The sequence below is a fragment of the Stenotrophomonas nitritireducens genome (genome assembly GCF_050984405.1).
Lineage (GTDB): Bacteria > Pseudomonadota > Gammaproteobacteria > Xanthomonadales > Xanthomonadaceae > Stenotrophomonas > Stenotrophomonas nitritireducens_B.
Window position 1 is genome coordinate 3,458,839 of sequence record NZ_CP158790.1, and the last position, 25,170, is coordinate 3,484,008.

General features: G+C 65.8%; 20 protein-coding genes. 11 read left to right on the forward strand and 9 right to left on the reverse strand.

Annotation, left to right across the window (positions count from 1 at the left end; translation table 11 throughout):
* Positions 1–18: 18 nt before the first annotated feature.
* The 5 genes from ABTV91_RS15450 (at position 19) to ABTV91_RS15470 (ending at position 3,287) form a co-directional block, all read left to right on the forward strand.
* The gene (locus tag ABTV91_RS15450) at positions 19–462 is read left to right on the forward strand and encodes a hypothetical protein (protein WP_433852212.1); all 444 of its coding nucleotides are present in this window, start codon (positions 19–21) and stop codon (positions 460–462) included.
* Positions 463–503: 41 nt separating this feature from the next.
* A complete protein-coding gene (locus ABTV91_RS15455; RefSeq protein WP_433852213.1) occupies positions 504–1,112 on the forward strand; it encodes a DUF2238 domain-containing protein in 609 nt (202 codons plus the stop codon).
* Entirely contained in the window at positions 1,109–1,768 is a 660-nt protein-coding gene (gene purN / locus ABTV91_RS15460) for a phosphoribosylglycinamide formyltransferase (RefSeq protein WP_433854203.1), read from the forward strand. The genes ABTV91_RS15455 and purN overlap by 4 nt, the downstream gene beginning before the upstream one ends.
* 152 nt (positions 1,769–1,920) lie before the next feature.
* Complete coding sequence (locus ABTV91_RS15465; RefSeq protein ID WP_433854204.1) at positions 1,921–2,601, forward strand: DUF3108 domain-containing protein; 681 nt, start codon at positions 1,921–1,923, stop codon at positions 2,599–2,601.
* Positions 2,602–2,603: 2 nt separating this feature from the next.
* A complete protein-coding gene (locus tag ABTV91_RS15470; protein WP_433852214.1) occupies positions 2,604–3,287 on the forward strand; it encodes a DUF3108 domain-containing protein in 684 nt (227 codons plus the stop codon).
* A gap of 142 nt (positions 3,288–3,429) precedes the next feature.
* On the opposite strand, the gene sucD is transcribed toward ABTV91_RS15470, so the two are convergent.
* Together sucD and sucC are read right to left on the reverse strand one after the other, a co-directional pair.
* Positions 3,430–4,305, reverse strand: coding sequence for a succinate--CoA ligase subunit alpha (gene sucD, locus ABTV91_RS15475; RefSeq protein WP_054667217.1), 876 nt, complete (start codon positions 4,303–4,305; stop codon positions 3,430–3,432).
* A gap of 180 nt (positions 4,306–4,485) precedes the next feature.
* Positions 4,486–5,658: an ADP-forming succinate--CoA ligase subunit beta gene (sucC, locus tag ABTV91_RS15480; protein ID WP_433852215.1), complete on the reverse strand. Its 1,173-nt coding sequence runs from the start codon at positions 5,656–5,658 to the stop codon at positions 4,486–4,488.
* Positions 5,659–5,995: 337 nt separating this feature from the next.
* Here sucC and ABTV91_RS15485 point away from each other — a divergent pair, with 337 nt between their 5' ends.
* The gene (locus tag ABTV91_RS15485) at positions 5,996–7,609 is read left to right on the forward strand and encodes a sensor histidine kinase (protein WP_433852216.1); all 1,614 of its coding nucleotides are present in this window, start codon (positions 5,996–5,998) and stop codon (positions 7,607–7,609) included.
* Positions 7,610–7,673: 64 nt separating this feature from the next.
* Positions 7,674–9,041 carry a sigma-54-dependent transcriptional regulator gene (locus ABTV91_RS15490; RefSeq protein WP_433852217.1) on the forward strand — a complete coding sequence of 456 codons (1,368 nt, stop codon included), beginning with the start codon at positions 7,674–7,676 and terminating at the stop codon, positions 9,039–9,041.
* A 473-nt stretch (positions 9,042–9,514) separates the two neighbouring features.
* Here ABTV91_RS15490 and ABTV91_RS15495 read toward each other — a convergent pair whose 3' ends face one another.
* The 3 genes from ABTV91_RS15495 to pilB all read right to left on the reverse strand — a co-directional run bounded on the left by ABTV91_RS15495 (position 9,515) and on the right by pilB (position 15,686).
* Positions 9,515–11,446: a sensor histidine kinase gene (locus tag ABTV91_RS15495; RefSeq protein WP_433852218.1), complete on the reverse strand. Its 1,932-nt coding sequence runs from the start codon at positions 11,444–11,446 to the stop codon at positions 9,515–9,517.
* Positions 11,447–11,450: 4 nt separating this feature from the next.
* Positions 11,451–13,676: a two-component system response regulator gene (locus ABTV91_RS15500; protein WP_433852219.1), complete on the reverse strand. Its 2,226-nt coding sequence runs from the start codon at positions 13,674–13,676 to the stop codon at positions 11,451–11,453.
* Positions 13,677–13,955: 279 nt separating this feature from the next.
* A complete protein-coding gene (pilB, locus tag ABTV91_RS15505) occupies positions 13,956–15,686 on the reverse strand; it encodes a type IV-A pilus assembly ATPase PilB (RefSeq protein WP_433852220.1) in 1,731 nt (576 codons plus the stop codon).
* 134 nt (positions 15,687–15,820) lie between these two features.
* On the opposite strand from pilB, the gene ABTV91_RS15510 reads away from it, so the two are divergent.
* From ABTV91_RS15510 to ABTV91_RS15520, 3 genes are all read left to right on the forward strand, one after another.
* Positions 15,821–16,072 (forward strand): type II toxin-antitoxin system CcdA family antitoxin, encoded by a 252-nt coding sequence (locus ABTV91_RS15510; protein ID WP_056931239.1) that lies wholly within the window; start codon positions 15,821–15,823, stop codon positions 16,070–16,072.
* Positions 16,072–16,383 carry a CcdB family protein gene (locus tag ABTV91_RS15515; RefSeq protein WP_433852221.1) on the forward strand — a complete coding sequence of 104 codons (312 nt, stop codon included), beginning with the start codon at positions 16,072–16,074 and terminating at the stop codon, positions 16,381–16,383. The genes ABTV91_RS15510 and ABTV91_RS15515 overlap by 1 nt, the downstream gene beginning before the upstream one ends.
* A 95-nt stretch (positions 16,384–16,478) precedes the next feature.
* Entirely contained in the window at positions 16,479–17,177 is a 699-nt protein-coding gene (locus tag ABTV91_RS15520) for a hypothetical protein (RefSeq protein WP_433852222.1), read from the forward strand.
* A 21-nt stretch (positions 17,178–17,198) separates the two neighbouring features.
* Here ABTV91_RS15520 and galE read toward each other — a convergent pair whose 3' ends face one another.
* The 3 genes from galE to ABTV91_RS15535 form a co-directional block, all read right to left on the reverse strand.
* On the reverse strand, positions 17,199–18,176 hold the full coding sequence (gene galE, locus ABTV91_RS15525; protein ID WP_433852223.1) for a UDP-glucose 4-epimerase GalE: 978 nt from the start codon (positions 18,174–18,176) through the stop codon (positions 17,199–17,201).
* Positions 18,177–18,200: 24 nt separating this feature from the next.
* Complete coding sequence (locus tag ABTV91_RS15530; RefSeq protein WP_433852224.1) at positions 18,201–20,018, reverse strand: hypothetical protein; 1,818 nt, start codon at positions 20,016–20,018, stop codon at positions 18,201–18,203.
* Between the two features lie 65 nt (positions 20,019–20,083).
* Positions 20,084–21,910, reverse strand: a complete 1,827-nt coding sequence (locus ABTV91_RS15535; protein ID WP_433852225.1) for a hypothetical protein — start codon at positions 21,908–21,910, stop codon at positions 20,084–20,086.
* Between ABTV91_RS15535 and ABTV91_RS15540 the strand changes: the two genes are divergently transcribed.
* The gene (locus ABTV91_RS15540; RefSeq protein ID WP_433852226.1) at positions 21,869–23,575 is read left to right on the forward strand and encodes a hypothetical protein; all 1,707 of its coding nucleotides are present in this window, start codon (positions 21,869–21,871) and stop codon (positions 23,573–23,575) included. The two genes, ABTV91_RS15535 and ABTV91_RS15540, sit on opposite strands and share 42 nt — an antisense overlap.
* Positions 23,576–23,636: 61 nt before the next feature.
* Here the strand turns inward: ABTV91_RS15540 and ABTV91_RS15545 are convergent, their stop codons facing one another.
* The gene (locus tag ABTV91_RS15545; protein WP_433852227.1) at positions 23,637–25,169 is read right to left on the reverse strand and encodes an NAD(P)/FAD-dependent oxidoreductase; all 1,533 of its coding nucleotides are present in this window, start codon (positions 25,167–25,169) and stop codon (positions 23,637–23,639) included.
* Position 25,170 lies beyond the last annotated feature (1 nt).

Genomic DNA, 25,170 nt, shown 5'->3' on the forward strand with positions numbered 1-25,170 from the left:
CCGACCGCAAGGTGCCCCATGGACCCGGTGACCACTCCTGCCCCGCCCTCCACGCTGACCGACGAGGACGCCAGCCAACTGCGCCTGCTATCGATCTTCCATTACGTGGTAGCGGCGATCACCGCGCTGTTTTCGTTGATTCCCGTGCTGCATCTGGTGATGGGGCTGGCCATGGCCACCGGCAAGCTGCCGATGGAGGCGGGCAATTCCGGAACGCAAGCCGTCGATCCGCGGCTGTTCGGTTGGCTCTTCGTCGCTTTCGCCGGCGTCTTCATCGCCTGCGGCCTGACCCTGGCTGGTTTCATGGCCTATGCCGGCCGCTGCCTACGGCAGCGCCGGCGCTACACGCTTTGCCTGGTGGTGGCCGCCATCTCCTGCATGATGATGCCCGTCGGCACGGTACTCGGCGTGTTCACCCTGATCGTGCTGATGCGCCCTTCGGTCAAGGCGGCTTTCGCTTGAACGACGCGCCACCGCCCCTCGCCCCGCGCCCGGGCCGCCCCATGTCCCCCGCCAAGCAGGCCGCGTTCGCCGGCGTGCTCGCCGTGTTCCTGCTCACGTGGATCAAGCCGCTGTGGCCGCTGGAACAGGCGCTGCACAGTTCGCTGACCGTGGCCGGGCTGGCGGCGCTGTGGTGGGTGGACCGGCGCTGGCCGCTGGGCGGCGGCGCCTTCGCCGCGGTCTGCGGTTTCGTCGCCCTGCACTGCATCGGCGCGCGCTGGCTGTATTCCAACGTGCCGTACGAGGCGTGGCTGCAGGGGCTGGCCGGCTGGTCGCCCGGCGCGGCGTTCGGCTGGCAGCGCAATCATTTCGACCGGCTGATCCATTTCCTCTACGGCGCCTGCTTCACCCCGGCGCTGGCCCAGCTGGCGCGCCACGCCTGGCCGGCGCTGCGCGGCGGGCAGGCGTTCATGCTGGCGGTGATGGCGGTCATGTGCTCCAGCCTGGTCTACGAATGGCTGGAATGGGGCATCGCCCTGGCGCTGTCGCCGGAAGCCGCCGAGGCCTACAACGGCCAGCAGGGTGATGTCTGGGATGCGCACGCGGACATGCTGCTGGCCACCGTCGGCAGCCTGCTGGCATGGCCGCTGGCGCGGCGGGCCTGGCGATGAACGCGCCGGCCCGCATCGCCGTGCTCGCCTCCGGGCGCGGCAGCAACCTGCAATGCCTGCTGGACGGCATCGCAGACGGGCAGCTGTATGCATGCATCGCCGGCGTGTTCTCCGACAATCCCGGCGCCGCGGCGCTGGACAAGGTCGCCCCCGCGCAGCGCTGGGCGCGCGCCCCACGAGACTTCGACAACCGCGACGCCTTCGACGCCGCGCTCGGCGACGCCGTGGCCGCCTGCGCGCCGGACTGGATCGTCTGCGCCGGCTACATGCGCATCCTCGGCGCCGGCTTCGTGCAGCGCTTCGCCGGCCGCCTGGTCAACATCCATCCGTCGCTGCTGCCGCTGCACAAGGGCCTGCACACCCATGCCCGCGCCCTCGAGGCCGGCGACGCGGAACATGGCGCCAGCGTGCACTTCGTGGTGCCGGAGCTGGACGCCGGCGCGGTGATCGCCCAGGCGCGGGTGCCGGTGCTGGCCGGCGACGACGCCACCACCTTGGCCGCGCGGGTACTGGCGGTCGAACACCCGCTGCTGCGCGCCACCGTGCGCCTGCTCGTCGACGGGCGCGTAACTGAACGGGACGGCACGGTCCTGCTCGATGGTCAGTCCCTGTTTAATCCGCTGCGCCTAGATTCCGCCGGAACGCTGACCTCCTGATCCGCACATGCCGCTGATGCGCAGGCTGGCATGATCCACATCCCACCCGCCCCGATCCGAGCATGACGACCGCTTTCCTCAAACCGCTGCTGCTGGCGGGCCTGCTGACCGCGCTGCCGGTCGTGGCCCAGGACGCCCCGCAGGCCGGGGCCATGGCGCTGCCGCAGGCCGAATGGGATCCGCCGGCGCTGGAGCCGTTCGTCGCCACCTACCAGGCCTTCTACAAGGGCAAGGAAGCGGGCGACGCGACCATGCGCGTGGTCCACAACGAGGGCAGCCGCTGGCGCGTGGACATGGCGGTGCGCGGCCGCCGCGGCTTCGCAGGCGTGCTCGGCCTGAACCTGGAACAGAGCACGGTCTTCGACAACGAGGGCGCGGTGTACGTGCCGCTGAGCCAGAGCACGGTGAAGAAGGCCCTGTTCCTCGGCAAGAAGGTCACCGGCATCTACGACTGGCAGGACGGCACCGCGCAGTGGCAGGGCGACCTGAAAAAGGAGCGCCAGCGCCCGATCCCGCTGCAGCGCGGCGACCAGAGCGCGCTGCTGCTCAACCTGTCGCTGATGCGCGACGCCCGCCCCGGCCAGCCGCTGCGCTACCGCTACGTGGACGTGGGCCGGGTGCGCCAGTACGAATACCAGGCCGCCGCCGGCACCGAGACCGTGCAGGTCGGCGACCTCAGCTACGACGCGCTGCGCGTCTACCGCACCAACGGCGGCAACGACGAAACCATCCTGTGGATCGCCAACGGCGTGCCGACCCCGGTGCGCATCCTGCAACGGGAAGACGGCGAGGATGCCATCGACCTGCGCCTGACCGAGTACCAAGGAGCCTGAGCATGAAACCCTTCCTGCGCCCCCTTCCGCTGGCCGTCGCCGCCCTCGCCGCGCTGGCCAGCCTGCCCGCGTTCGCCACCCAGCCCTTCACCGCCAACTACCAGGCCAGCTACATGGGCCTGCAGGCCAACGGCGTGATGACCCTGGCCGCGGAAAGCGGCGGCAAGTGGCGCTATACGCTGCAGGTGAAGAACCAGCTGGCCGAACTCAGCCAGAGCACCCTGTTCGACGAGCAGAACGGCCGCCTGCGCCCGCTCAGCAGCCACGATGCCTCGGTGATCCCGTTCAAGCGCCGCGCGGTCGACGCGCGCTACGACTGGGGCAGCAACCAGGCCACCTGGAGCGGCGACGTGAAGCCCGACCGGCGCGGCCCGGTGCGGCTGCAGAACGGCGACATGGATGGCCTGCTGATCAACCTGGCGATCGCCCGCGACGTCGCCGCCGGCAAGCCGCTCAACTACCGCATGGTGGATGGCGGCCGGGTCAAGACGCTGTCCTATCGCGTCGTCGGCAAGGAAAGCATGACCGTCGATGGCAAGACCGTGGAAGCGACCAAGGTTTCGCGCGTGGACGGCGACAAGGAGCAGATCGCCTGGATCGCGCCGGGCATGCCGGTGCCGGTGCGCCTGCTGCAACGCGAAGGCGGCAAGGACGCGCTGGACCTGACGATCAAGTCGCTGCGCTGATCCGCGTAGATACGGGGCTTGCCCCGTATGAACCCTTCCCCGGCAGGCAATGCCCATGCGGGGCAAGCCCCGCATCTACGGGCGGAGGGCAAAAGAAAAGGCCGCCCGGAGGCGGCCTTTTCGTTGCGCATCGCGGCTGGTCTTACTTGACCAGCTTGGCGATGGCGGCGCCCAGGTCGCCCGGCGAACGCACGGTGACGACACCAGCGGCTTCCATCGCCGCGAACTTGCCTTCGGCCGTGCCCTTGCCGCCCGAGGCGATCGCGCCGGCGTGGCCCATGCGCTTGCCGGCCGGGGCCGAGGCGCCGGCGATGAAGCCGACGACCGGCTTCTTCACGTGCGCCTTGATGTACTCGGCGCCGGCTTCCTCGGCGTCGCCGCCGATCTCGCCGACCATGATGATGCCTTCGGTCTGCGGGTCTTCGTTGAACAGCTTCAGGCAATCCACGAAGTTCAGGCCGTTGATCGGGTCGCCGCCGATGCCGATGCAGGTGGACTGGCCCAGGCCGACTTCGGTGGTCTGCTTGACCGCTTCATAGGTCAGGGTGCCCGAACGCGACACGATGCCGATCTTGCCCGGCTTGTGGATGTGGCCCGGCATGATGCCGATCTTGCACTCGCCCGGGGTGATCACGCCGGGGCAGTTCGGCCCGATCAGCACGGTCTCCGGGTAGGTGCGGGTCAGCACGTTCTTGACGCGCAGCATGTCCAGCACCGGGATGCCCTCGGTGATGCACACGATGACCTTGATGCCGGCGGCAGCGGCTTCCAGGATCGCGTCGGCCGCGAACGGCGGCGGCACGTAGATCACCGACGCGTCGGCGCCGGTGCTGGCCACGGCATCGGCCACGGTGTTGAACACCGGCAGGTCGATGTGGGTGGTGCCGCCCTTGCCCGGGGTGACGCCGCCGACGACCTGGGTGCCGTACTCGATCATCTGGGTGGCGTGGAAGGTGCCCTGCTGGCCGGTGAAGCCCTGCACGATCACCTTGGTGTTCTTGTTAATCAAAACGGACATTCGTTTGAGTCCTCTGAATCTCTTGCTGTTGTCGGCTTCGGAACCCCGTGATGTTCCGCCATGCGGAACATCGCTCAGGCATGCCTCCACATCCCCCACATCGCCGCTTCGCGGCGATGTCGCCCCCTTGACTCAAGGGGGCTGGAGAAGCGCAGCCCGGTGCCCCGAAACAGGGAATGATCAGGCGGCGGCGTTCTTGACCGCTTCAACGACCTTCTTGGCGCCGTCGTTGATGTTGTCGGCCGGGATGATGGCCATGCCGCTGTCGCGCAGCAGCTGCTTGCCTTCTTCCACGTTGGTGCCTTCCAGGCGCACCACGACCGGAACCTTGACGCCCACTTCCTTGACCGCGGCGATGATGCCCTCGGCGATCATGTCGCAGCGGACGATGCCGCCGAAGATGTTGACGAAGATGCCCTCGACCTTGTCCGAGGACAGGATCAGCTTGAACGCCTCGATCACGCGCTGCTTGTTCGCGCCGCCGCCCACGTCCAGGAAGTTCGCCGGCTCGCCGCCGTTGAGCTTGATGACGTCCATGGTGGCCATGGCCAGGCCGGCGCCGTTCACCATGCAGCCGATGTTGCCGTCCATGGTGACGTAGTTGATGTCCAGCTCCGAAGCGGTGACTTCGGTCTCGTCTTCCTGGGACTTGTCGCGCATGGCGACCAGTTCCTTGTGGCGGAAGCTGGCGTTGTCGTCGCTGTTGAACTTGCCGTCCAGCGCGTACAGGTTGCCGTCGTCCAGGATCGCCAGCGGGTTGATTTCAACCAGCGCCAGATCCTTTTCGTTGAAGATGCGGTACAGGTTCACCATGATGCTGGCGAACTGTCCGGCCTGCTTGGCGGTCAGGCCCATCTTGAAGCCGATGTCGCGGCCGTGGTAACCCTGCACGCCTTCGACGAAGTCCACGTTGAGGGTGTGGATCTTGTCCGGGGTCTCGGCGGCGACCTGCTCGATCTCCATGCCGCCTTCCGACGAGGCGATGAAGCTGATGGTGCGGGTGCCACGATCCACCAGGACCGACAGGTACAGCTCCTTGACGATCTCACCGGCGGTGGTCACCAGCACCAGGTTGATCGGCAGCTCGACGCCGGCGGTCTGGTAGGTGGCCATCTTGGTGCCGAGCATCTTGGCCGCAGCGGCCTTCACGTCTTCGACGGTCTTGCAGAACTTGACGCCGCCGGCCTTGCCGCGGCCGCCAGCGTGGATCTGCGCCTTGACCATCCAGGGGCCCTGGCCCAGGGACTGGGCGACGGCAACCGCCTCGTCCGGGGTAGCCGCGACCTTGCCGGCCGGAACGGGGATGCCGTACTCGGCAAGCAGTTGTTTTGCCTGGTATTCGTGGAAATTCATGTGTCACCGTGGGAATGGGAACAACCGCCACGAGTCCACAGGGCCATCGAATGACCTTCCTGCAGGGCGGGCGGGCCCGCCATTGTCGCCGACCGGGGCCCGTGGCGCAAAAGAAGCGACCAGACGCGGTTTGCGACGCCGCCTGGCCAGGCCGGTGGAGGATTCCCCGCCAAGGTAAACGACATAAACCGGGAGAGGCCCGCCCGGAACCGCCTCGCGGCTGGAATCACGCGCCATTTCAGCCACTTGCCGGTCGCGGCGCCGGACGGGCTGCCGCCCGCGGCGGCCCGCGCCGGCACCTATACTCCGTCCTGCCGCCCGCCGCCGGAGCCCACGCTTGCCTTCCCGTTCCTCGCTGATCGACCGCATCGAATCGATACCGCGGCGCGAGCTCTACTTCTTCGCGCTGTACCGGGTGCTGATCGCCAGCCTGATCGCGGCCCTGGTGTTCAGCCCGCTGAGCGGGCTGATGGGCGAAGCCCACCACCCGCTGCTGGCACGCGCCGTTTCCGTCGGCTACCTGCCGGTCGCGCTGGGCCTGCTGGTGTGGGGCCGCAACGAGCGCTGGCTGCAGCCGCTGGTGTTCTGGGGCGCGGTCACCGACATCCTCGCCGCCACCCTGCTCACCCACGCGCTGCCCGGCGCCAGCGCCGGCATCTCGATGACGCTGCTGTTCAACATTTCCGCCGCGGCCATGCTGCTGCCGCTCTCGCGCGGCATGCTGGTGGCAGTAGTGGCCAGCATCGCCACCGTGGCCGAGTTCGGCTGGCGCGAACTGGAGGGCGGCGACAGCAGCCGCACCCTGGCCGAACTGGCGATGTTCATCACCAGCTACCTCGCCCTGGCCTGGATCAGCTACCAGATCGGCAACCGCGCCCGCCGCAACCAGCAGCTGGCCGAACGGCGCGGCGCCGAAGTCGCCAACCTGTTCGAGATCAACGAACTGATCATCCGCCGCATGCGCACCGGCGTGCTGGTGATCGACGGCGGCGGCCGCATCGCGCTGTCCAACGAGGCCGCGGCCGCGCTGCTGGGCGAAGCCGGCGACGGGCTGGCCGGCGGCGAGGCGCGATTGGCGCAGGTCGCGCCCGAGCTGGCGCGGCGCCTGCAGCGCTGGCGCAACGGCATGAACGAGGAGGAGCTGCCGCTGCGCCTGGCCGCCGACCTGCCCGAGGTGCTGCCGCGCTTCGTGCGCATGCTCGCCGGCAGCGACCAGACCCTGGTGTTCCTGGACGACACCAGCGTGGTCTCGCGCCGCGCCGAATCGCTGACCCTGTCCACGCTCGGCCGTTTCTCGGCCAGCCTGGCCCACGAGATCCGCAACCCGCTGGCGGCGATCAACTACGCCACGCAGCTGCTGGAGGAATCCAGCGACCTGGGCGACGCCGACCGCCGCCTGCTGCAGATCATCCACCAGCAGTGCCAGCGCACCAACGGCATCGTCGAGAGCGTGCTGGCGCTGGCCCGCCGCGAACGCGCCAGCCCGGAAAACCTGGACCTGGCCAGCTTCGTGCGGCGCTTCGTGCTGGAGTACCGGCAGACGCTGTCCACCGAGACCGACGACGTGGAATCCATCATCCGCGAGTCCTCGGTGCCGGCGCTGATGGACCCGCGCCACCTGCACCAGGTACTGACCGCGCTGGTGCACAACGCGCTCAAGTACGGGCGCACCGGCGACGAACCGGCGCGCGTGCGCATCCGCGTCGCGCCGGCCGGGCGCCATGCGGTGATCGACGTGATCGACCGCGGCCCCGGCATTCCGGAAGCCGTCGCCGCGCAGCTGTTCCGGCCGTTCTACACCACGTCCGAACACGGCACCGGGCTGGGCCTGTACATCGCCCGCGAGCTGTGCCGGGCCAACCAGGCGCAGCTGGACTACATCGCCGTCCCCACGCGCGGGGCCTGCTTCCGCATCGTCATGGCGGCGCCGCACGGGGCCTTCGCCGCCTGATCCGCTGCACGCGGCGACGGGCGGAAGGTGACGTTCGGCGGCGTACTCGGCTATCGTTTTCGGCATGAACGTGACGCATAGCGCACTGGTCGTCGACGACGAACGGGATATCCGCGAGCTCCTGGTGCTCACCCTCGGCAGGATGGGGTTGCGCATCAGCACCGCCGCCAACCTGGCCGAGGCCCGCGAGCTGCTGGCCAGCAACAGCTTCGATCTGTGCCTGACCGACATGCGCCTGCCCGACGGCAACGGCATCGAGCTGGTCACCGAGATCGCGCGCGACCACCCGCGCACGCCGGTGGCGATGATCACCGCCTTCGGCAGCATGGACCTGGCGGTGGAAGCGCTGAAGGCCGGCGCCTTCGATTTCGTCAGCAAGCCGGTGGACATCGCCGTGCTGCGCGGCATGGTCAAGCACGCGCTGGAACTCAACAACAGCGAACGCGCCGCGCCGCCGGCGCCGCCGGAAAGCGCCTCGCGCCTGCTCGGCGACTCGCAGGCGATGGCCGACCTGCGCGCCACCATCGCCAAGGTCGCGCGCAGCCAGGCGCCGGTCTACATCGTCGGCGAGTCGGGCGTCGGCAAGGAACTGGTCGCGCGCACCATCCACGACCAGGGCGCGCGCGCGGCCGGGCCGTTCATCCCGGTCAACTGCGGCGCCATTCCCGGCGAGCTGATGGAAAGCGAGTTCTTCGGCCACAAGAAGGGCAGCTTCACCGGCGCCCATGCCGACAAGCCGGGCCTGTTCCAGGCCGCGCACGGCGGCACGCTGTTCCTGGACGAGGTCGCCGAACTGCCGCTGCAGATGCAGGTCAAGCTCCTGCGCGCCATCCAGGAGAAGTCGGTGCGCCCGGTCGGCGCGGCCACCGAGGTGCCGGTGGACGTGCGCATCCTGTCGGCCACCCACAAGGACCTGTCGACGCTGGTGCAGGACGGCCGTTTCCGCCATGACCTGTACTACCGCATCAACGTGATCGAACTGCGCGTGCCGCCGCTGCGCGAACGCCGCGGCGACCTGCCGCAGCTGGCCGCCGCCATCCTCAGCCGCCTGGCGCGTTCGCAACAGCTGCCCACGCCGCTGCTGTCGCCGTCGGCGCTGGACGCGTTGGCCGGCTATGCCTTCCCGGGCAACGTGCGTGAACTGGAGAACGTACTGGAACGCGCGCTCGCCCTGGCCGACGGCGACAGCATCGGCGCCACCGACCTGCGGCTGCCGACGCCGCGCGGCGACGCATCCGCGGCCAGCGAGGAAGCGGTGGCCGACATCGAACCGGGCAACGCCGCCCTGCCCTCCTACATCGAGCAGATGGAACGCGCCGCCATCCAGAAGGCGCTGGAAGAGAACCGCTGGAACCGCACCCGCACCGCGGCGCAGCTCGGCATCACCTTCCGCGCGCTGCGCTACAAGCTCAAGAAGCTGGGAATGGACTGACGCGCGGCTCCTCCATATGCGTGCTCAAAAGCCCCTCTCCCGCCGGGAGAGGGGTTGGGGTGAGGGTACGGGCGAAGCCTCGTGCAGCCGGAAATCGCAGGGCTCCACCCCGCCCCTCATCCGCCCCTTCGGGGCACCTTCTCCCAAAGGGAGAAGGGAAGCTCGGACCCCTCTCCCACCGGGAGAGGGGTTGGGGTGAGGGCGCGGGCAAAGCCTCGTGCAGCCGGACATCGCAGGGCCGCGCCCGAACCCTCATCCGCCCTTCGGGGCACCTTCTCCCGCAGGGAGAAGGGAAGCACAGAGCCCCTCTCCCACCGGGAGAGGGGTTGGGGTGAGGGCACGGACGAAGCCCCGTGCAGCTGGACATCGCAGGGCTCCGCCCCGGACCCTCATCCGCCCCTTCGGGGCACCTTCTCCCAAAGGGAGAAGGAAAGCACTGAGCTCCCTCCCGCAGGAGGAAGGAAACACCCGCCCTACGCCCCCTGCGGCTCCGGAGTTCCTGGCCGTTCCGGCGCCTCGCGCGGGATGTACAGCGTGAAACAGGTGCCCACCGGGCTGTCGCCGGGAACGTCCGCGCGGCGGCTGCGCACCTCGATCCTTCCGCCCAGCACCTCGGTCACGATCTGGTGGACGATGTGCAGGCCCAGGCCGGTGCCGCCGCGGTTGCGCGCCGTCGTGTAGAACGGTTCGAAGATGCGCGACAGGTGCTCCGGCGCGATGCCGCTGCCATCGTCGGCGACCTCGATGCGGACGTACGCGTCCCCGTCGCGGCGCGCCGCCAGGCGGATACGCCCATGCCCTTCGTCGGGGTAGGCATGCAGCAGGGCGTTGTTGAGCAGGTTGGCCACCACCTGCTCCAGCGGTCCCGGATAGGTCTCCATGGCGATGCCCGGCTCCAGGTCCAGCTCCAGCGCGATGCCGTCGATCGGTCCGCCACGGCGCAGGCGCGGGTCGGCGTCGAGCAGCACTTCGGACAGCTCGAAGCGGCGGCGCTCCAGCGACGCCCGGTCCACCGCCACCTGCTTGAAGCGCTGCACCAGCGCCGCGGTCCGCCGCAGTTCGCCGTCGGCCAGGGTGCAGGCCCCGCCCGCCTCGGCCAGGAAACCTTCCAGCTCGGAGCGGCGCAACCCCGCCAGCATCTGCGCCTGCAGGCGCGCGATGCCGCTGCGCAGGGTGCCCAGCGCCAGCTGCGCGCTGGCCAGCGGCGTGTTCATTTCGTGCGCGACGCCGGCCACCATCAGGCCCAGCGAGGACAGGCGCTCGGCCCGGGCCAGCTCCTGCTGCGCCGTCTGCAGGTGTTCGTTGGCCAGCGCCAGCGCCTCGTTGCTGTCGCGCAGGCGCTGCATGTAGGCCAGTTCGCGCGCCAGGCCGCGCGCCTGTCCCAGCACCACCCACAGCACCAGTACGCCACCCAGCAGCGCCAAGCCGCCGAGCACCGCCTTCCAGCGCGCGGCCGGCGGCCGCGAGCGGTGCACCAGCAGCCGCAGTTGTCCCAGCGTCGGGTCGGCGTGGGCCAGCAGGTCGCCTTCGGTGCCGCGCCACGCCGCCTGCAGGGTGGAGAAACTCCAGTCGTGCCAGTCGCCCGAAGGCCGACGCTGCATCGCCTTCCACAGCGCCGGATCGAAGTTCGCCACGGTGCGGCCGGTGCGGTCCAGCTGCCAGCCCCAGGCGTCGTCGGGCGTCGGGCCGAGCAGCCAATAGCCCTGCGGATGGACCAGGTACAGGCTGAAACCCGACTGCGCCGCGCGCTCGCGCAGGCGCTCCAGCAGCACGTTGCCGTGCAGGTTGACCACGGCCACGCCGGTACTGCCGTCGGCCAGCACGAACGGCGAGGACGCGCGCAGGGTCGGTCGCAGCGGCTGCTCGATGCGCCCGTTCTCGACGTTGAGGTCCAGCGGCGAGAGATGGATCTGTCCTGGCAGCAGGTGCAGCGCGTTCTCGAAGAACGGCCGGCCGCGCTTGTCCTGCAGCGCGCCGCCGGGAACGCGGTGGATGCTGCCCGCGTCCTGGTCCACGCGCAGGCGCTCCTGTCCCGCGGCGTCCATCCAGCGCACCTTGTGGTAGTCGCGCCCGGCCATCAGGAAGCTGGTGTAGGTCTCCAGCAGCTGCGCCTGCGAGCCGGTCTCCAGCAGGCGCGGTGTCAGGAAAGCGAGGAAGCGCGTGTCGTCGCGCAGGCGCCCCAGCCTGCGCAGCATCGACTGCGCGGCGTTCTCCACCGCGTCGTGCGCGGCCTGGCGTTCGGGCAGGCGCACGGCGCGGTCCATTTCGTACCAGAGCACCGGCAACGCGGTCAGCAGGCCCAACAGCCAGGGCGCGGCGATCAGCGTGACCCGCCACGGATGCGCGCGCAGCGCCGCCCACGCTTCCTGCCAGCGCAGCCGCGGGGCCTGCCAGAGGCGGCGCACGCGCTCAGCCCTGTCCGCGCAGGCGCGCGATGAAGTCCTCCACGGGCTCGGGATGCGCGAACAGGTAGCCCTGCGCGCATGGGCATTCGTGGCGACGCAGCCATTCCACCTGGGCCGCGGTTTCCACGCCCTCGGCCACGATGTCCAGGCCGAGCCGGCGGCCCAGCGCGATGATCATGTCCGCCACGTTCGCGCCGCCGGCCTCGTCGCCGACGCCGGCGGTGAACTGGCGGTCCAGCTTGAGCCGGGTCACCGGCAGCGAATGCACGTAGCGCAGCGACGAATAGCCGGTGCCGAAGTCGTCCACGGCGATGCCGAACCCCAGCCGCCGCAGGCGCGCCAGCAGTTCGCGGCCGTCCTGGTAGTCGCTCATCACCGCGCCCTCGGTGATCTCGATCTCCATCCGCCGCGGCTCGATGCCGTGGCGCGCCACCGTCGCGGCCAGCTCCTCGATGAATTCGCGGCGGCGCAGCTGTAGCGGCGACACGTTGACCGAAACCGGGATGTCGGGAAAACCCGCCCGCTCCATCGCCCGCAACGCGTCGCAGACCAGCTCGATCACGCGCCCGCCCAGCGGCACGATCAGGCCGCTGGCCTCGGCGACCGGGATGAAGCTGGCCGGCGACATCGGCCGGCCGTCCTCGCTCCAGCGCGCCAGCGCCTCGGCGCCGATGATGGCGCCGCTTTCCAGGTCGACCTGCGCCTGCAGCGCGATGCCGATGCGGTCCTCGCGCAGCGCGCGGTACAGCGCGCGCGATTCCAGGAAGCGGCGCAGGTTCTCCTGCTCGCTCTCGACCTGGTACTCGGCCACGCCATGGCCGCCGCTGGCGCGTATCCGGTTCACCAGCAGCAGGCCGGCCGCCAGCGCGCCGCCGGCGCCGCCGCGGTATTCGTCCAGGTCCACGCGCGCCGCGTCGACACGCAGGAAGGGCAGTTCCCCGGCGTCCTCGCTCTGCTCCAGCGCGTCCACCGGATCGGCGGCCAGCCAGCGCGATGGCCCGAGCACGGCGAAGGTGCCCTCGTGCAGCCGCGCGATGCGGCACGGCGGCGGATACATCTGCGCCAGCCGTTCGGCCATGCGCTGCAGCAGCAGGTCGCCCTGTTCCGGGCCCAGCGCCAGGCTGCCATCGGTGTACTGCCCCAGGTCGACCACCAGCAGGCTCTGCCCGCAGGGCCGCGGCTGCTCCAGCAGCTGCCGCAGGTCGCGGCGCAGCGCGTTGCCGTTGGGGATGTCCAGCAGGCTGTCGCGGTAGGCGACCCGGTCCAGCCGCGCCGCCAGGTCCACGTTCACCAGGCCGGCGTTGGCGTGGGTGACGAACACCTGCAGCAGTTCGTGTTCCTCGGCGTCGAGCGAGCGCTCGGTCGCCAGGTAGATCGCCATCGGCGGCACCGTGCCGTCGCCGTCGAGGTACAGCACCTGGCTGGAGGGCATGCCGATGCTGGAACGGCGGGAGAACGCGTCCACCAGAAGGTCGCGGACCATCGGGTCGGCGATGTCCTGCACGGTGCGGCCTTCCAGCGCCTCGAAACAGCCATCGGCCGCGGTCACCACGGCATCCTCGGCGGGCGCGTCGGCCGGGCCGTCGTGCACGCACACCAGGCCGTCGAGCGGGACTTCCAGCAGCGCGGCCAGTTCGCGCAGCAGCTGCCGCGAGAAACCGTCCGGATCGCGCAGCCCGGCCAGGCGGCTGCCGGCCTGCACGATGTGCTGCAGTCCGCGCTTGGCCCGCGCCAGCGCGTGGATCTCGCTCCAGGTGCGCAGCGAGCCGGTGACGATGCCCTGCAGGCGCTCGCGGTAGAGATCGGTCTTGAGCCAGTACTCGCTGATGTCCAGCTGCTGCAGCGTCTTGCGCAGCGGCGCCATGCCGGGCTGGCCGGTGATCAGCACGATGCGCACTTCGGTATTGCCCAACTGCTCGCGCACCGCGCGCACCAGCTGCAGGCCGGCATCGTCGGTCTCCATCACCACGTCGAGCAGGATCGCGGAGATGCCGGGGTTGGCCTCCATCACTTGGCGGGCTTCGCCGGACGAGGACGCGGTCAGCAGCCGCAGCGGGCTTTCGTTGAAGCGGAAATCGGACAGCGCCATGCGCAGCGACTGCTGGAAGCCGGGGTCGTCATCGACGCTCAATACGGTGAATGGCGTACTGTCCGGCGGCTGGCCGCTGTCGGCCAGTTCCTGGCGGAACTCGAACATCCTGTCGTCGCCCGACCATGCGCTACCGCTCATGCCCCTTCCCCCCAGACCCGGCTGTGCTGGACCGACACGTGCCACGCCAGCCTAGCGCAATCATGCCCGGCGGTCGAACTGCCTCTGCCTGCCCTCTGGCGGTGTATCGGCCTGCGGGCGCCGCGCTTGAGCGCGGCGCCCGTGGCGGCTCAACTGCCGTGCCCGCCACGTATCGCGGGCGATCGCAGAGCTGTAGGGGTGACGCTCCGGCGCGGCGCGCGGGCGATCTCCGGCGACCTCAATACGCCTGCCGCAGCAGGCGTACGGTGCGGCGGCGGGTCAATCCTTGGTGACGCGGTTGATCTCGGTCAGGCTGGTGATGCCCTGCGCGGCCTTGAGCAGGGCCGACTGGCGCAGGTCGTTGACGCCGATCTTCTGCGCGGCCTCGGCGATGTCCAGCGCGTTGCCGCCCTGCAGCACGATCGTGGCGATCTCGTCGGTCATCGGCATCACCTGGTAGATGCCGGTACGGCCCTTGTAGCCTTCGGTGCATTCCTCGCAGCCGACCGGTTCGTAGAGCTGGATGCCCCGGTCGATCTGCGCCTGGGTGAAGCCTTCGGCGAGCAGCGCGTTGACCGGCAGTTCCGCGCGGCGTTTGCATTGCGGGCACAGCCGCCGCGCCAGGCGCTGGGCGATGACCAGGGTCACCGAGGAGGTGATGTTGTACGGCGCGATGCCCATGTTCATCAGGCGCGCGATGGTCTGCGGCGCATCGTTGGTGTGCAGCGTGGACAGCACCATGTGGCCGGTCTGCGCCGCCTTGATGGCGATCTCGGCCGTCTCCAGGTCGCGGATTTCGCCGACCATGATCACGTCCGGATCCTGACGCAGGAACGAGCGCAGCGCCGCGGCGAAGGTCATGCCGCGCTTGTTGTTCTGCTGCACCTGGTTCACGCCCGGCAGGCGGATTTCCACCGGGTCCTCGGCGGTGGAGATGTTGCGGGTTTCGTCGTTGAGGATGCCCAGCGCGGTGTACAGCGACACCGTCTTGCCCGAACCGGTCGGGCCGGTCACCAGCACCATGCCGTAGGGCTTGTGGATGGCTTCCTGGAACAGCCGCTGCTGCTCGGGCTCGTAGCCGAGCTTGTCGATGCCCAGCTTGGCCGCGCTGCCGTCGAGGATACGCAGCACGATCTTCTCGCCGAACAGCGTCGGCAGCGTGCTCACGCGGAAGTCGATCTGCTTGGTCTTGGACAGGTTGAGTTTGATGCGGCCGTCCTGCGGTACCCGCTTTTCGGCGATGTCCAGCTGCGACATCACCTTCAGGCGCGCGGCGATGCGCTCGCGCAGCTTCACCGGCGCCCTGGCCACGGTCTTGAGCAGGCCGTCGATGCGGAAGCGCACCCGGTAATCGTCCTCGTAAGGCTCGAAGTGGATGTCCGAGGCGCCGCGGCGGATCGCATCCACCAGCACCTTGTTGACGAACTTCACCACCGGCGTGTCGTCGCCCTTGGCGTCGATGCCGGCATCGCCGCCACCGCCCATGTCCTCGTCGCCGGCGGCGACTTCCAGGTCGCCCACGCCGTCTTCGTCGTCGCCCAGGCCACCGGCCAGGCTTTCGTTGCTCGCCACCCACATGTCCAGCGTGCGCCGGATCTGGTCCTCGTCCACCAGGATCGGCTCGACCACCAGGTTGGTGTGGAACTTGATCTCGTCCAGCGACTGGGTCGGGTTGCTGGTGCCGATGAACAGCTTGCCGCCGCGCCTGAAGAGCGGCAGCACGTTGTGCTTGCGCAGCAGCTCCTCGCTGACCAGCTTCATCGCGTTGTGGCTGGCGTCGAACACCGACGCGTCCAGCAGCGGCATGCCGAACTCGACGGCGTTGGCCGCGGCCAGCTGCGCGGCGTTGACCAGCTTCTTCTCGGCCAGCCACTGCGCCAGCGGCACCTTGGCCGTTGCCGCCTGCGCCATCGCGTTGCGCGCCGCCGCCTCGTCCAGCGCGCCGTCCTGCACCAGGCGGCGGGCGATCCCGGTGATGCCCACGAGATTGGCGGTGACGGCTGTATTCATGGTGCTCCCCGGCATGGACGACATACGGCGATTGTACGGGGGTATGCGGGATGACGAACGCACGAAGAAATGGCGCAGTGCGTTGCGCGCCACTGCCATGCGCATATAATGCGCATGCAACCGGAGGACATTCCATGCTTACGTTCTACGACACCACCGCCCCCAAGCGCCCGGTCAATCTGTCCCTGAATCAGGATCTGGTCGCCCAGGCCCGCAACCTGACCACGAACCTGTCTGCCGAGGTTGAAGCCATGCTGGCAAGTTTTGTCGAACAGAAGACGCTTGAACTGCGCAACGACCGGGAGCGCCTGAAAAAATCGACGGATGTCTGGAACGACTTCAACAGCCGCCACGGCTCCATCGCCGACGAGTTCTCCACGCTCTGATGGCCCAGTACGACGTCTTCAGAAATCCTGGCAGGAACCCGGCGATTCCCTACGTGGTGGATGTGCAATCGCCCTCGCTGGGTGGATATCACCGAAGAATGGTGGTTCCGCTTGTACTGCGCACGGCGCTCCCGGACATCCACCATCCCACCTTGAACCCGGTCTTCGTGATCGAGCACAAACCATGCGTACTGCATCCGCTTGAGATGGTGTCCGTGCCGGCCAGCAAACTGGGCAGCCCCGTGCACTCGTTGTCGGCGCACGCCAACACGCTGATCGACGCGATCGATATGCTGATCTCCCAGGCATAGGCCCGGAAGCCGCAGCACCGGATGCCATCCAGCACGCCCGTCCAGAACCACGCCATTCGCCATGGCGCCTTCTCCTCCTCCACCGCCACTTTTCCATGACCCACCGGAAAGCCGCCGCCCTGCATGCCTTGGCCACCCTGTTGCTGGTCGCCGTGATCGCCGCCATCGTCCTGCCGCTATGGCACCCGTGGGGCCTGTACCGCATCTCCGGCGTGCTGCCGCTGCTCGGCCTGCTGCTGGGCGCGCAGCTGATCGCCGGGCCGTTGCTGACCCTGGTGGTCTTCAAACCCGGCAAGAAGAGCCTGCGCCTGGACCTGGCCGTCGTCTGCCTGCTGCAGCTGGTCTTCCTCGGCTTCGGCCTGCACCTGTTGTGGCAGACCCGGCCGGTGTTCGTGGTCGCCAGCGACATGCGCCTGGCCGTCGTCCTGGCCAATGAGGTCGATCCGTCCGACCTGGCGCGGGCCAGCACCCCGGCGTGGTCGCGGCTGCCGCGCGGCGCGCCGCTGCTGGTCGGCCTGCGCCCGGGAACGTCGCGTACCGACCATGCTTCCGCGCTTGCCGCCTTCCTCGATACCGGCATGGACCAGGAAAGGAAGCCGGCATGGTATGTGCCTTATGCCGCCATCGTGCCGCGGCTGGCCTTCAACGCCGCGCCCAGCACCGCCGACGGCCAGCCCGCCGCCGACCCGGCAGACGCCCCGTTCCGCAGCCTGCCGATCGTGGCCCGGCACGGCGCCGGGCGCGTGGTGCTCGATGCCGCCAGCCTGCAACCGCTGCGGGTGGTCACCTACTGACGGATGCCCGGACGCGCCCGCTCACCAGGGTTGCGCGCGATGCCAGCGCCATGCGCTTCCGATGATGGCCTCCAGGTCGGTCCAGGCCGGCGACCAGCCCAGTTCCGCCTTCGCCCGCCGGCTGGAGGCGACCAGCACCGCCGGATCGCCGGCACGGCGCGGCGCCATCTCCCAGGGCACAGCGCGACCGGTGACGGCCGACGCGGCGGCGATGACCTCGCGCACGGAAAAGCCGCGCCCGTTGCCGAGATTGAACGCGTGGGCGCCCGGATGGGAGTCCAGGTAATCCAGCGCCAGCAGGTGCGCCTGCGCCAGATCCTCCACGTGCACGTAGTCGCGGATGCAGGTTCCGTCGGGCGTGGGATAGTCGCCGCCGAAAACCTTCAGCGCGGGCCCGCCGCCCAGCACCGAGCGCAGCACGTTGGGAATCAGGTGGGTCTCGCAGGCGTGCGACTCGCCGATGCGCGCATCGGCCGCCGCGCCGGCCGCGTTGAAATAACGCAGCGCCACCGAATCCAGCCCATAGGCCGCCGCCGCATCGGCCAGGATGCGCTCCACCATCAGCTTGCTCGCCCCGTACGGATTGATCGGCAGCGTGGAATGGTCCTCGTCGACCATGTCCGCGGCCGGCTGGCCGAACACCGACGCGCTCGAGGAAAACACCAGCCGCCGTACCCCGTGCCGGCGCATCGCTTCGAGCAGATTGAGCGTGCCCACGACATTGCTCGCGTAATAGTCGTACGGCTGGACCATCGACTCGGCCACCACCGAGCGCGCGCAGAAATGGAACACGGCATCGAAGCCCTGCCCCGCGAACGCCGCTTCCAGCGATGGCGGATGCAGCACGTCCGCCTCGACCAGCCGCCCCCACTGCACCGCCTGCGCGTGCCCGGTGGACAGGTCGTCCAGCACCACCACCTCGTGGCCCCGCGCGGCCAGCAGGCGCGCCATGTGGCTGCCGATGTAGCCGGCGCCGCCGCAGACCATCACCCTCAACATGGATTCATTCCGCACTTCATTCCGTCATTCCTTCACGATATCGGCACAACGGTAGAGATGGAACGTAACCGCTGATTCGCCAGTCACAGGATCAATGATCTCCCATCGGCCCGCTTCAGCCTGGGGCTGCTTGTACTGGAGTACGAGGTAATCAGGCCGTCTACCCGGCCCAAACGCACATGCCGTATTCATTGCGTCCTCGCTGATATGACAGTTCTCGCGTTCCTCCACCGGCAATGAACGGTCACTGCACCACATGCTCTCCTGGATCAGTGGGCGCATGCGATTTGCCCGTTCGTTTCCCTCAACGATGGTATCCCGGTGAAAAACCCCGCCAGCGAGCTGCCCTGGACTGAAGTAACTTGCCCGTTGCAGCACCAACCACGGCCCCGTCAGTGAATCGGCATCCCAATAGACCTGCGCGTCAGGCGCAAGATCAACGCCAAACACGCCGCTAGCGAAAGCAGCATTCTCGTAGGCAAGGTTGATCACCGACCGCGAATCCCAACGAATGCCGCCGATGATCAGCAAAGGGCATAGGAGCAGGATCAGGAAACCAAGCTGCACAACGCGCGAGAACCGTTCCCATGCATAGGCCCAGGGAAGCAGCAGAACCAACCCTGCAATCGGGAATGCCAATAACCGTCGATCAATTGCGTACAGATCGAAACGATAGTGGGCCATACGGAAGCGAAGCCACTCCATCGCGAAGAAATTGGAAAAAAAGAAAAAACATCCCAGTGCGGACAAAACGCCCAGCAACATCACGAACTTCGTGCTCCTTGGCCGTATCGCCCATTGCCAGGCCATATACACCCCCATACCCGGCAGCCATATCCACCACATGCCGCTCCACGCCGCCAAGATGATCAAGGCAAGCAGTGCCATCCGCGACCATTCGCGTGCCATGGCGTCTCGGTATACCAGCGCTCCTATGGAAGCCATGGCGAACCAATGTGCCAGCCAGTGGACGCGCCACAGTTGCAGACCTGCGGGTAGCACCAGGTGAATCACATCCACCAACAACACGCTTGCCACAAGCCCCAACGCAAGACCTAGCAGGCTGGCGACGCACCATCTTGCAAAGCTGTCATGCAACGTTCGCCATGCGTAGATCAGCAGCAGCACATCGAACCCAAGCAAGTTGAAGTCCACAGGCCTCCAGAGGGAGACGAACAACTGTCGCGTATACGCCTGCAAGCTTCCCAACCATTCCGCATCGATCTTTCGGAACAAGCCATCAAATGGCTGCACCTGCCCCCATGCCAACACCAGCAAGGGAACCACAAACCAAAGCGCATGCAGCCAGCGTCGGTCACGCAGCACCATCCAGGACCATACGATGATTGCCGCTGCGATACCCTGCAAGGGATGAAACAATACCGCCAGCGCCATGCAACCAATGGCCAGCGGCAATCTATCGCGGGCAAGAAGCCCTATGCCGGTCAATGACAAAGCTTCCGCCACCAAGCGTGGCGTGAAGAACTGCTCGCTATATCCGAACATGCCGGACATGCCGCCATACAAAGAGGGCAGGCACAAGATTCCGAGCCATGCCCAATAACGCTGCCCACTGGGCAAAACGGCGTTCAAGCAATACCAGCAGGCAGCCGCAAAAAGAAGCAGAAAAAGAAGAACACCCCAGAGGAACACGACAGGAGGATCTGCAAAACCAAACAGGAACCCGATCAACCTGGGAAACAGGCTGTATTTTTCCTGGCTTCCATGTGAAAAAAAAGGATCATGCATGAATATTTCAGGCCAGCGCTGCAGCAGTCCCTGCCCCAGATACAGCACTGCATCATGATTGATTCCCGCATAACGCCGCAGATGCAGTATCACGAGCAATCCAAGCAGTGCTCCTGCAATCACGGTAAGACGGCTAGGCCTCTCTGTCGTCTTCATAATCAGGGATTTTTCAACTCTTCCATCAGGGTGGCACAGCTATAGAGCCAATAGACAAGGGCAGGCTGACCTGTGTGGGGATTCGTTATCACCCAACTGCCAGCTGCCTGCTGTGGTTGTCGAATTGGAAGCACGAGATAATCCGGTCCGGGCACAGCTTTCACCGTACAGGCCTGTCTCAACACCTCGTCGCTGGCATGGCATGAATTGCGCTCCTTTTCAGCAGTCCGGCGATCCAGGCAATGCGACACTGCCTGGTCCAATGCCATCATCCGCTCGGCTCGCTGTCTCCCATCGACGGCGGTTTCGCGACTGAACACCTGTCCGGCGAGTTGGCTGGTACTGAAGTAACTGAGCCTATGGAGCACCAGCCAGCTGCCTACCGGCGAGTCCCCTCCCCAATATATCTGCGCGTTTTCGGGCAGAGGAACGCCGAAAATTTCCTCATGCCCTGCAGCATCCTCGAAGATACGCAGCAAGGATGGGCGCGCATCCCAAACCGTTACTCCAAGCACCAAAAGCGGCAGCAGGATGCCCACCAGAAGGAAGGTGCGGCCAGCTGCTGCTGCGCGCTGCCATAGATACGCGCCCAACAATGGCAAGCCAAAGGCCAAGGCGGGAAACGCGAGCAGGCGACGATCAATGGCGTAATAGTCCAGTCGGAACCCCGCAAGCCTGAACCATTTCCACTCATTGGCGGCGTGATTCACGAACAACAGCACTACCGCCAGCACAAACAATCCTCCAAGCAGGGGCTCAATCCGCTTTCGCGACCCCGCGACCACCCGGGGCCACGCCAGATAGATCGCAGCCATTGCCGCCCATCCCCAGTCCGTTTCGCCCCAGGCCAGTTGCGCCACCAGAAAGAGCAGTGCGGCACGTGATCTTTCGCCACTCTGCAGATGCTGGCACAGCAAGACCGCAATAGCTGCGACTCCGAACCAGTGTGCCAACCAATGCACCCGCCATAGCTGCATCCCTGCGGGCAGAACCAGATGCATGGCATCCACCAGAAGCATGCTCGAGCCGATGCCCAGTGCCAAGGCGATCAAGCTTGCAATGCACCACCTCCCGAAATCGCCCTGCACTCGATGCCAAGCAAGCAACAAGATGAAAGCATCGAACACGAGGAACTTTATGTCGTTGATTCCCCATGACGTAACGAAGAGCTGGCGGCTCGTCCGCATGCTGTCCAGCCACAGGGAGTCTGCCTGCTGGACAAGGCCATTGAACGGACGCACTCCTGCCACCGTCAGAGCCACGATCGGAATCGCCAGCCAAAGCGCATGCAGCCAACGTCGATCCCAGCCTATCGCCCACACCCAGATGACAAGCATCGCCGCCATAGCCTGCAACGGATGCATGGCACCGGCCAGAGCGATGCATACGCCTGCAAGAACCCACCTCTTCGCCATCAGACAACCAATGGCAAGAAGACACAATCCTTCCGCAAATGGACGCGAAGTCAGGAAGGCCTCGCCGTAGCTGAAGATACTGACCACGCCATACATTGCTGGAAGGCACAGGACACCCAGCCATGCCCAATAGCGCTGTGATGATGGAAGCACCCTGGACAGGCAGTACCAACTGGTTGCAGCGAACAGCAGGACGCCAACCAGGCTTCCCCACATGAACAATGCCGGCAGGCTGAAGTATTGCAGCAGCACTCCCAACAACCAGGGGAACGCGGAATAATGACTTTGCCCGCCGTACATGAAGAACAGGTCATTGCCTAGAAGGTCCGGCCAGCGGTGCGCCATCGCCTGCCCCATGTAGAGGATCGAGTCATGGACGATGCCCGGATAGCGATGAAGCAGGAGCAGGATCACGACTGCCTGCATGCCAGCAACCACCTTTCCCACCTGAAAGTCCCCCGACCGCATCTCTTGCGCCCCCGCACCTGCCACGACCCACCCCACGAAAATGCTTTCAGCCATACTACACGCCGACACTCCTGCCCTCACATGCCCAAGCCGATGCTCGAAAAGCAGATAAGCGTCACAGCACTCACGAACACGGCGGTATCGATCTTCGCTGCATCAAATCTCTTGTTGCTCCATTTCCTGAGTCCTTCGGGAACAGCCACCCTTTTATCGCTCCTTGTGGCAACAGCCCTGATCGCTCTCCTCATCTTCCGCAAGGTGCCAACCGCGCCACAAACCCAGACTATTCCAGCAACGACTCTGGCTGGCTGCGTGGTCATCAGCCTGCTGGTCATGCTGCTCGGAGGACAGGGCAGCGATGGGCTGCTCTACAGGAACATCGACTGGCAGGTTCGGGCAACGCTACTACAGGACCTGGCCACCATGCCGTGGCCATTCCATTACCAGGAACACGGCATCAACTGGATTCTTCGCGCCCCCATTGGGATGTATCTGATCCCCGCCTCGATGGGGAATATCCTGCCTTTCAATTGGGTGGAAGCAGCTCTTCTCATTCAGAACACGTCGATCCTCTCCATCACGCTCGCACTTGCATCCACAATCTTCCGGCGGCGCGAACTCACTATTGCTGCCGTGATCTTCGTGGCGTTCAGTGGTCTCGATGCGCTTGGAACCCTCATCACTTCCCCCGAGATACTGAAGACTCCCTACTCCCATCTGGAATGGTGGGCCGCACCACTGCAGTATTCGTCCAACATCACCTTGGCATTCTGGGTCCCCAATCATGCTCTACCGGGCTGGCTTGGAGCCATCCTTTTCCTTCTCTGGCACAAGAACAAGGCATCGTCACAGGCCTTCATTCTGTTTGTACCACTGACCGCCCTCTGGTCACCACTGACCCTGCTCGGACTACTCCCGTTCGCCGGCCTTGTCCTTTACAGACACATCGCTTCTCGACATGCCCTCTGCAAGGACATCATTGCCGGCCTCATCGGCTCGTCCATATCGGCAGTTGCTCTTGCCTACCTGCTTACTGCGCCGGAAAGCGTGGGCATATCGATGTCCATGCCCCCCTTCGCGCTCTATATGCTTTTCCAGTCACTGGAGGTCCTGCCATTCATTGCACTACTGTGGCTGATCCATAAAGATGAACCGAACGGAAGAATACTGACGGCAACCGTTGCGGGCACGCTGCTGCTGTCTCCACTGATAAGGATCGGCATACATTCCGACTTCATGATGCGGGCATCTATTCCCAGCCTCGCAATTCTTACCTATGCCACTGCACAGGCCCTGGCCCGATCGGCATTCGGCGATGACAGGCTAGGCCCTCCGATGAAGACCAAGTGGGCGATAATCCTCCTGGCAGGAATCGGCAGCATCACCCCACTTCATGAAATTTACCGCTCCATCCGGTTTCTTCCTCCCCCCCTGTCGCAATGCAACCTGCTGGCGACCTGGAACCAGACAGCATTCTCAGAGTCGGGGAAATACGGCTATTTCGCTCAAGTGGACGCACTGCCTGCCTGGATGCAAACAGTGAAGTCCGCAGCCATCCTCAGCGAAGAACCCCGCCCCTGCTGGAACAGGGAATGGAATATTCCTCGCTAATACTTCAAAAAGAGGAGCCCAAGCTCCTCTTTTATTTTCGCCACATGAGGAAAGGCAGCGCTTACTTTTCTTCGTGGTACTCGTCATCCACATTGATGGCCCATATCTTCGCCTTGTCGATTTCACCGCACGCGATCTGCCTGGCAGCCTCGCGCGCAGTCAGCATCGAATGATCCTGGTTGTTGTAGCGATGCATGCCGTTGCGCCCAATCAGGTACAGGTTCGGCACCGCATCAAGCGCAGCTTGCAACCGATCAAAATGCCTGTAGGCCTCACCGAAATAGCCGGGGTATGCCTTGGGAACACGCAGCACCACGGCATCCATAGCCGCATCTGCATTAACCAGACCGATCTTGACCATCTCCTGCTGGGCCATCGCCTTCAGTGCATCATCATCCATGCTCCACAGCGTATCGTTCTCTCTACAGAAAAACTCAAGCCCCAGCCACAGGGTGGATTCGTCAGCCACCATGTATGGACTCCAGTTGTTGAATATCTGCACCCGACCAACATTCACTCCCGGCTCCTGGATATATATCCAGTTGTCATCCAGTCGGCGCGGCATAGCATCACGGGGATACAGAAGCCCCACAGTGATGAAATCGCGATAGGAAAGATTGCCGGCGATATCGCGCACCTCCTGCGTCCATGCTCCGGCTGAAGCCTGCACCAACTCCTTGATGGGCATCGTAGAAAGCAGATGGCTACAGGGCAGTACATGACTGACATCGTTCACGTCGCGATACGCCACGCCACGTACTTGCCCATCCACGATATCAACTTGGTCTACGCGACTTTGCATCAACAACCTGCCGCCTCGCGCCATGAAGCGTTGCGCCGCCGTCTCCCACATCTGTCCTGGACCATACTTGGGATACAAGAAGCTCTCTATCAGGGAGGTCTGCTCAGCATCTCCACCAGCCCCCACCATCCGACGCAGCGCATGAAGTACAGCTTTGAGTATGGAAAGGCTCTTGATGCGCTGCGCACCCCAGGCCGCACTGATCTCGCCGCATGGGACTCCCCAGACCTTCTCCGTGTACTCCTTGAAGAACTGGCGGTACAGCCTGCGGCCGAAACGGTTGACTAGGAAGTCCTCAAGCGATGCCTCGGGGCGACGCGGATTGACACGAGCCCATACATAACTCATGCCAAAAGTGAAAGTTTTCCACGGCCCGAGCTTGAGCAATGTTTCGAGATTGAGTTTGAGCGGATAATCGAAAAACTGCTTGCTGAAATAGATCCGTGACAGCCGGGTACGAAGCAGCAGCACGTCGTCATCCGCTTCACTAGCGGTAGCCACAGGAATCGTGGCACTGTTTCCTTGGTAGCGCAGCTCGCGCGCGACGCCAAGCTCGGCAGGCGAAGCAACCGGCATCAGGCTCCTCCACCAGCCCATCACCCAGTCGGATTTGGAAAAAAAGCGATGACCGCCGATGTCGATGCGGTTGCCATGATGCGCTACGGTACGCGAGATTCCACCTACCTGCGCATCGGCTTCGATGATGGTGATGTCCTCAATGCCCGCGTCCTGCAATTCGAGCGCAGCAGTAAGACCAGCGGGACCACCGCCTACGATGATGATTGAATGCATG

What these genes read in the sequence shown, in the direction of transcription:
- galE (WP_433852223.1), bottom strand. Translation starts at nt 18,176, where the DNA reads ATGTTGAGGGTGATGGTCTGCGGCGGCGCCGGCTACATCGGCAGCCAC.
- sucD (WP_054667217.1), bottom strand. Translation starts at nt 4,305, where the DNA reads ATGTCCGTTTTGATTAACAAGAACACCAAGGTGATCGTGCAGGGCTTC.
- pilB (WP_433852220.1), bottom strand. Translation starts at nt 15,686, where the DNA reads ATGAATACAGCCGTCACCGCCAATCTCGTGGGCATCACCGGGATCGCC.
- ABTV91_RS15545 (WP_433852227.1), bottom strand. Translation starts at nt 25,169, where the DNA reads ATGCATTCAATCATCATCGTAGGCGGTGGTCCCGCTGGTCTTACTGCT.
- ABTV91_RS15470 (WP_433852214.1), top strand. Translation starts at nt 2,604, where the DNA reads ATGAAACCCTTCCTGCGCCCCCTTCCGCTGGCCGTCGCCGCCCTCGCC.
- ABTV91_RS15520 (WP_433852222.1), top strand. Translation starts at nt 16,479, where the DNA reads ATGACCCACCGGAAAGCCGCCGCCCTGCATGCCTTGGCCACCCTGTTG.
- ABTV91_RS15500 (WP_433852219.1), bottom strand. Translation starts at nt 13,676, where the DNA reads ATGAGCGGTAGCGCATGGTCGGGCGACGACAGGATGTTCGAGTTCCGC.
- ABTV91_RS15455 (WP_433852213.1), top strand. Translation starts at nt 504, where the DNA reads ATGTCCCCCGCCAAGCAGGCCGCGTTCGCCGGCGTGCTCGCCGTGTTC.
- ABTV91_RS15540 (WP_433852226.1), top strand. Translation starts at nt 21,869, where the DNA reads ATGGACGATGCCCGGATAGCGATGAAGCAGGAGCAGGATCACGACTGC.
- ABTV91_RS15465 (WP_433854204.1), top strand. Translation starts at nt 1,921, where the DNA reads ATGGCGCTGCCGCAGGCCGAATGGGATCCGCCGGCGCTGGAGCCGTTC.
- purN (WP_433854203.1), top strand. Translation starts at nt 1,109, where the DNA reads ATGAACGCGCCGGCCCGCATCGCCGTGCTCGCCTCCGGGCGCGGCAGC.
- sucC (WP_433852215.1), bottom strand. Translation starts at nt 5,658, where the DNA reads ATGAATTTCCACGAATACCAGGCAAAACAACTGCTTGCCGAGTACGGC.
- ABTV91_RS15450 (WP_433852212.1), top strand. Translation starts at nt 19, where the DNA reads ATGGACCCGGTGACCACTCCTGCCCCGCCCTCCACGCTGACCGACGAG.
- ABTV91_RS15490 (WP_433852217.1), top strand. Translation starts at nt 7,674, where the DNA reads ATGAACGTGACGCATAGCGCACTGGTCGTCGACGACGAACGGGATATC.
- ABTV91_RS15510 (WP_056931239.1), top strand. Translation starts at nt 15,821, where the DNA reads ATGCTTACGTTCTACGACACCACCGCCCCCAAGCGCCCGGTCAATCTG.
- ABTV91_RS15515 (WP_433852221.1), top strand. Translation starts at nt 16,072, where the DNA reads ATGGCCCAGTACGACGTCTTCAGAAATCCTGGCAGGAACCCGGCGATT.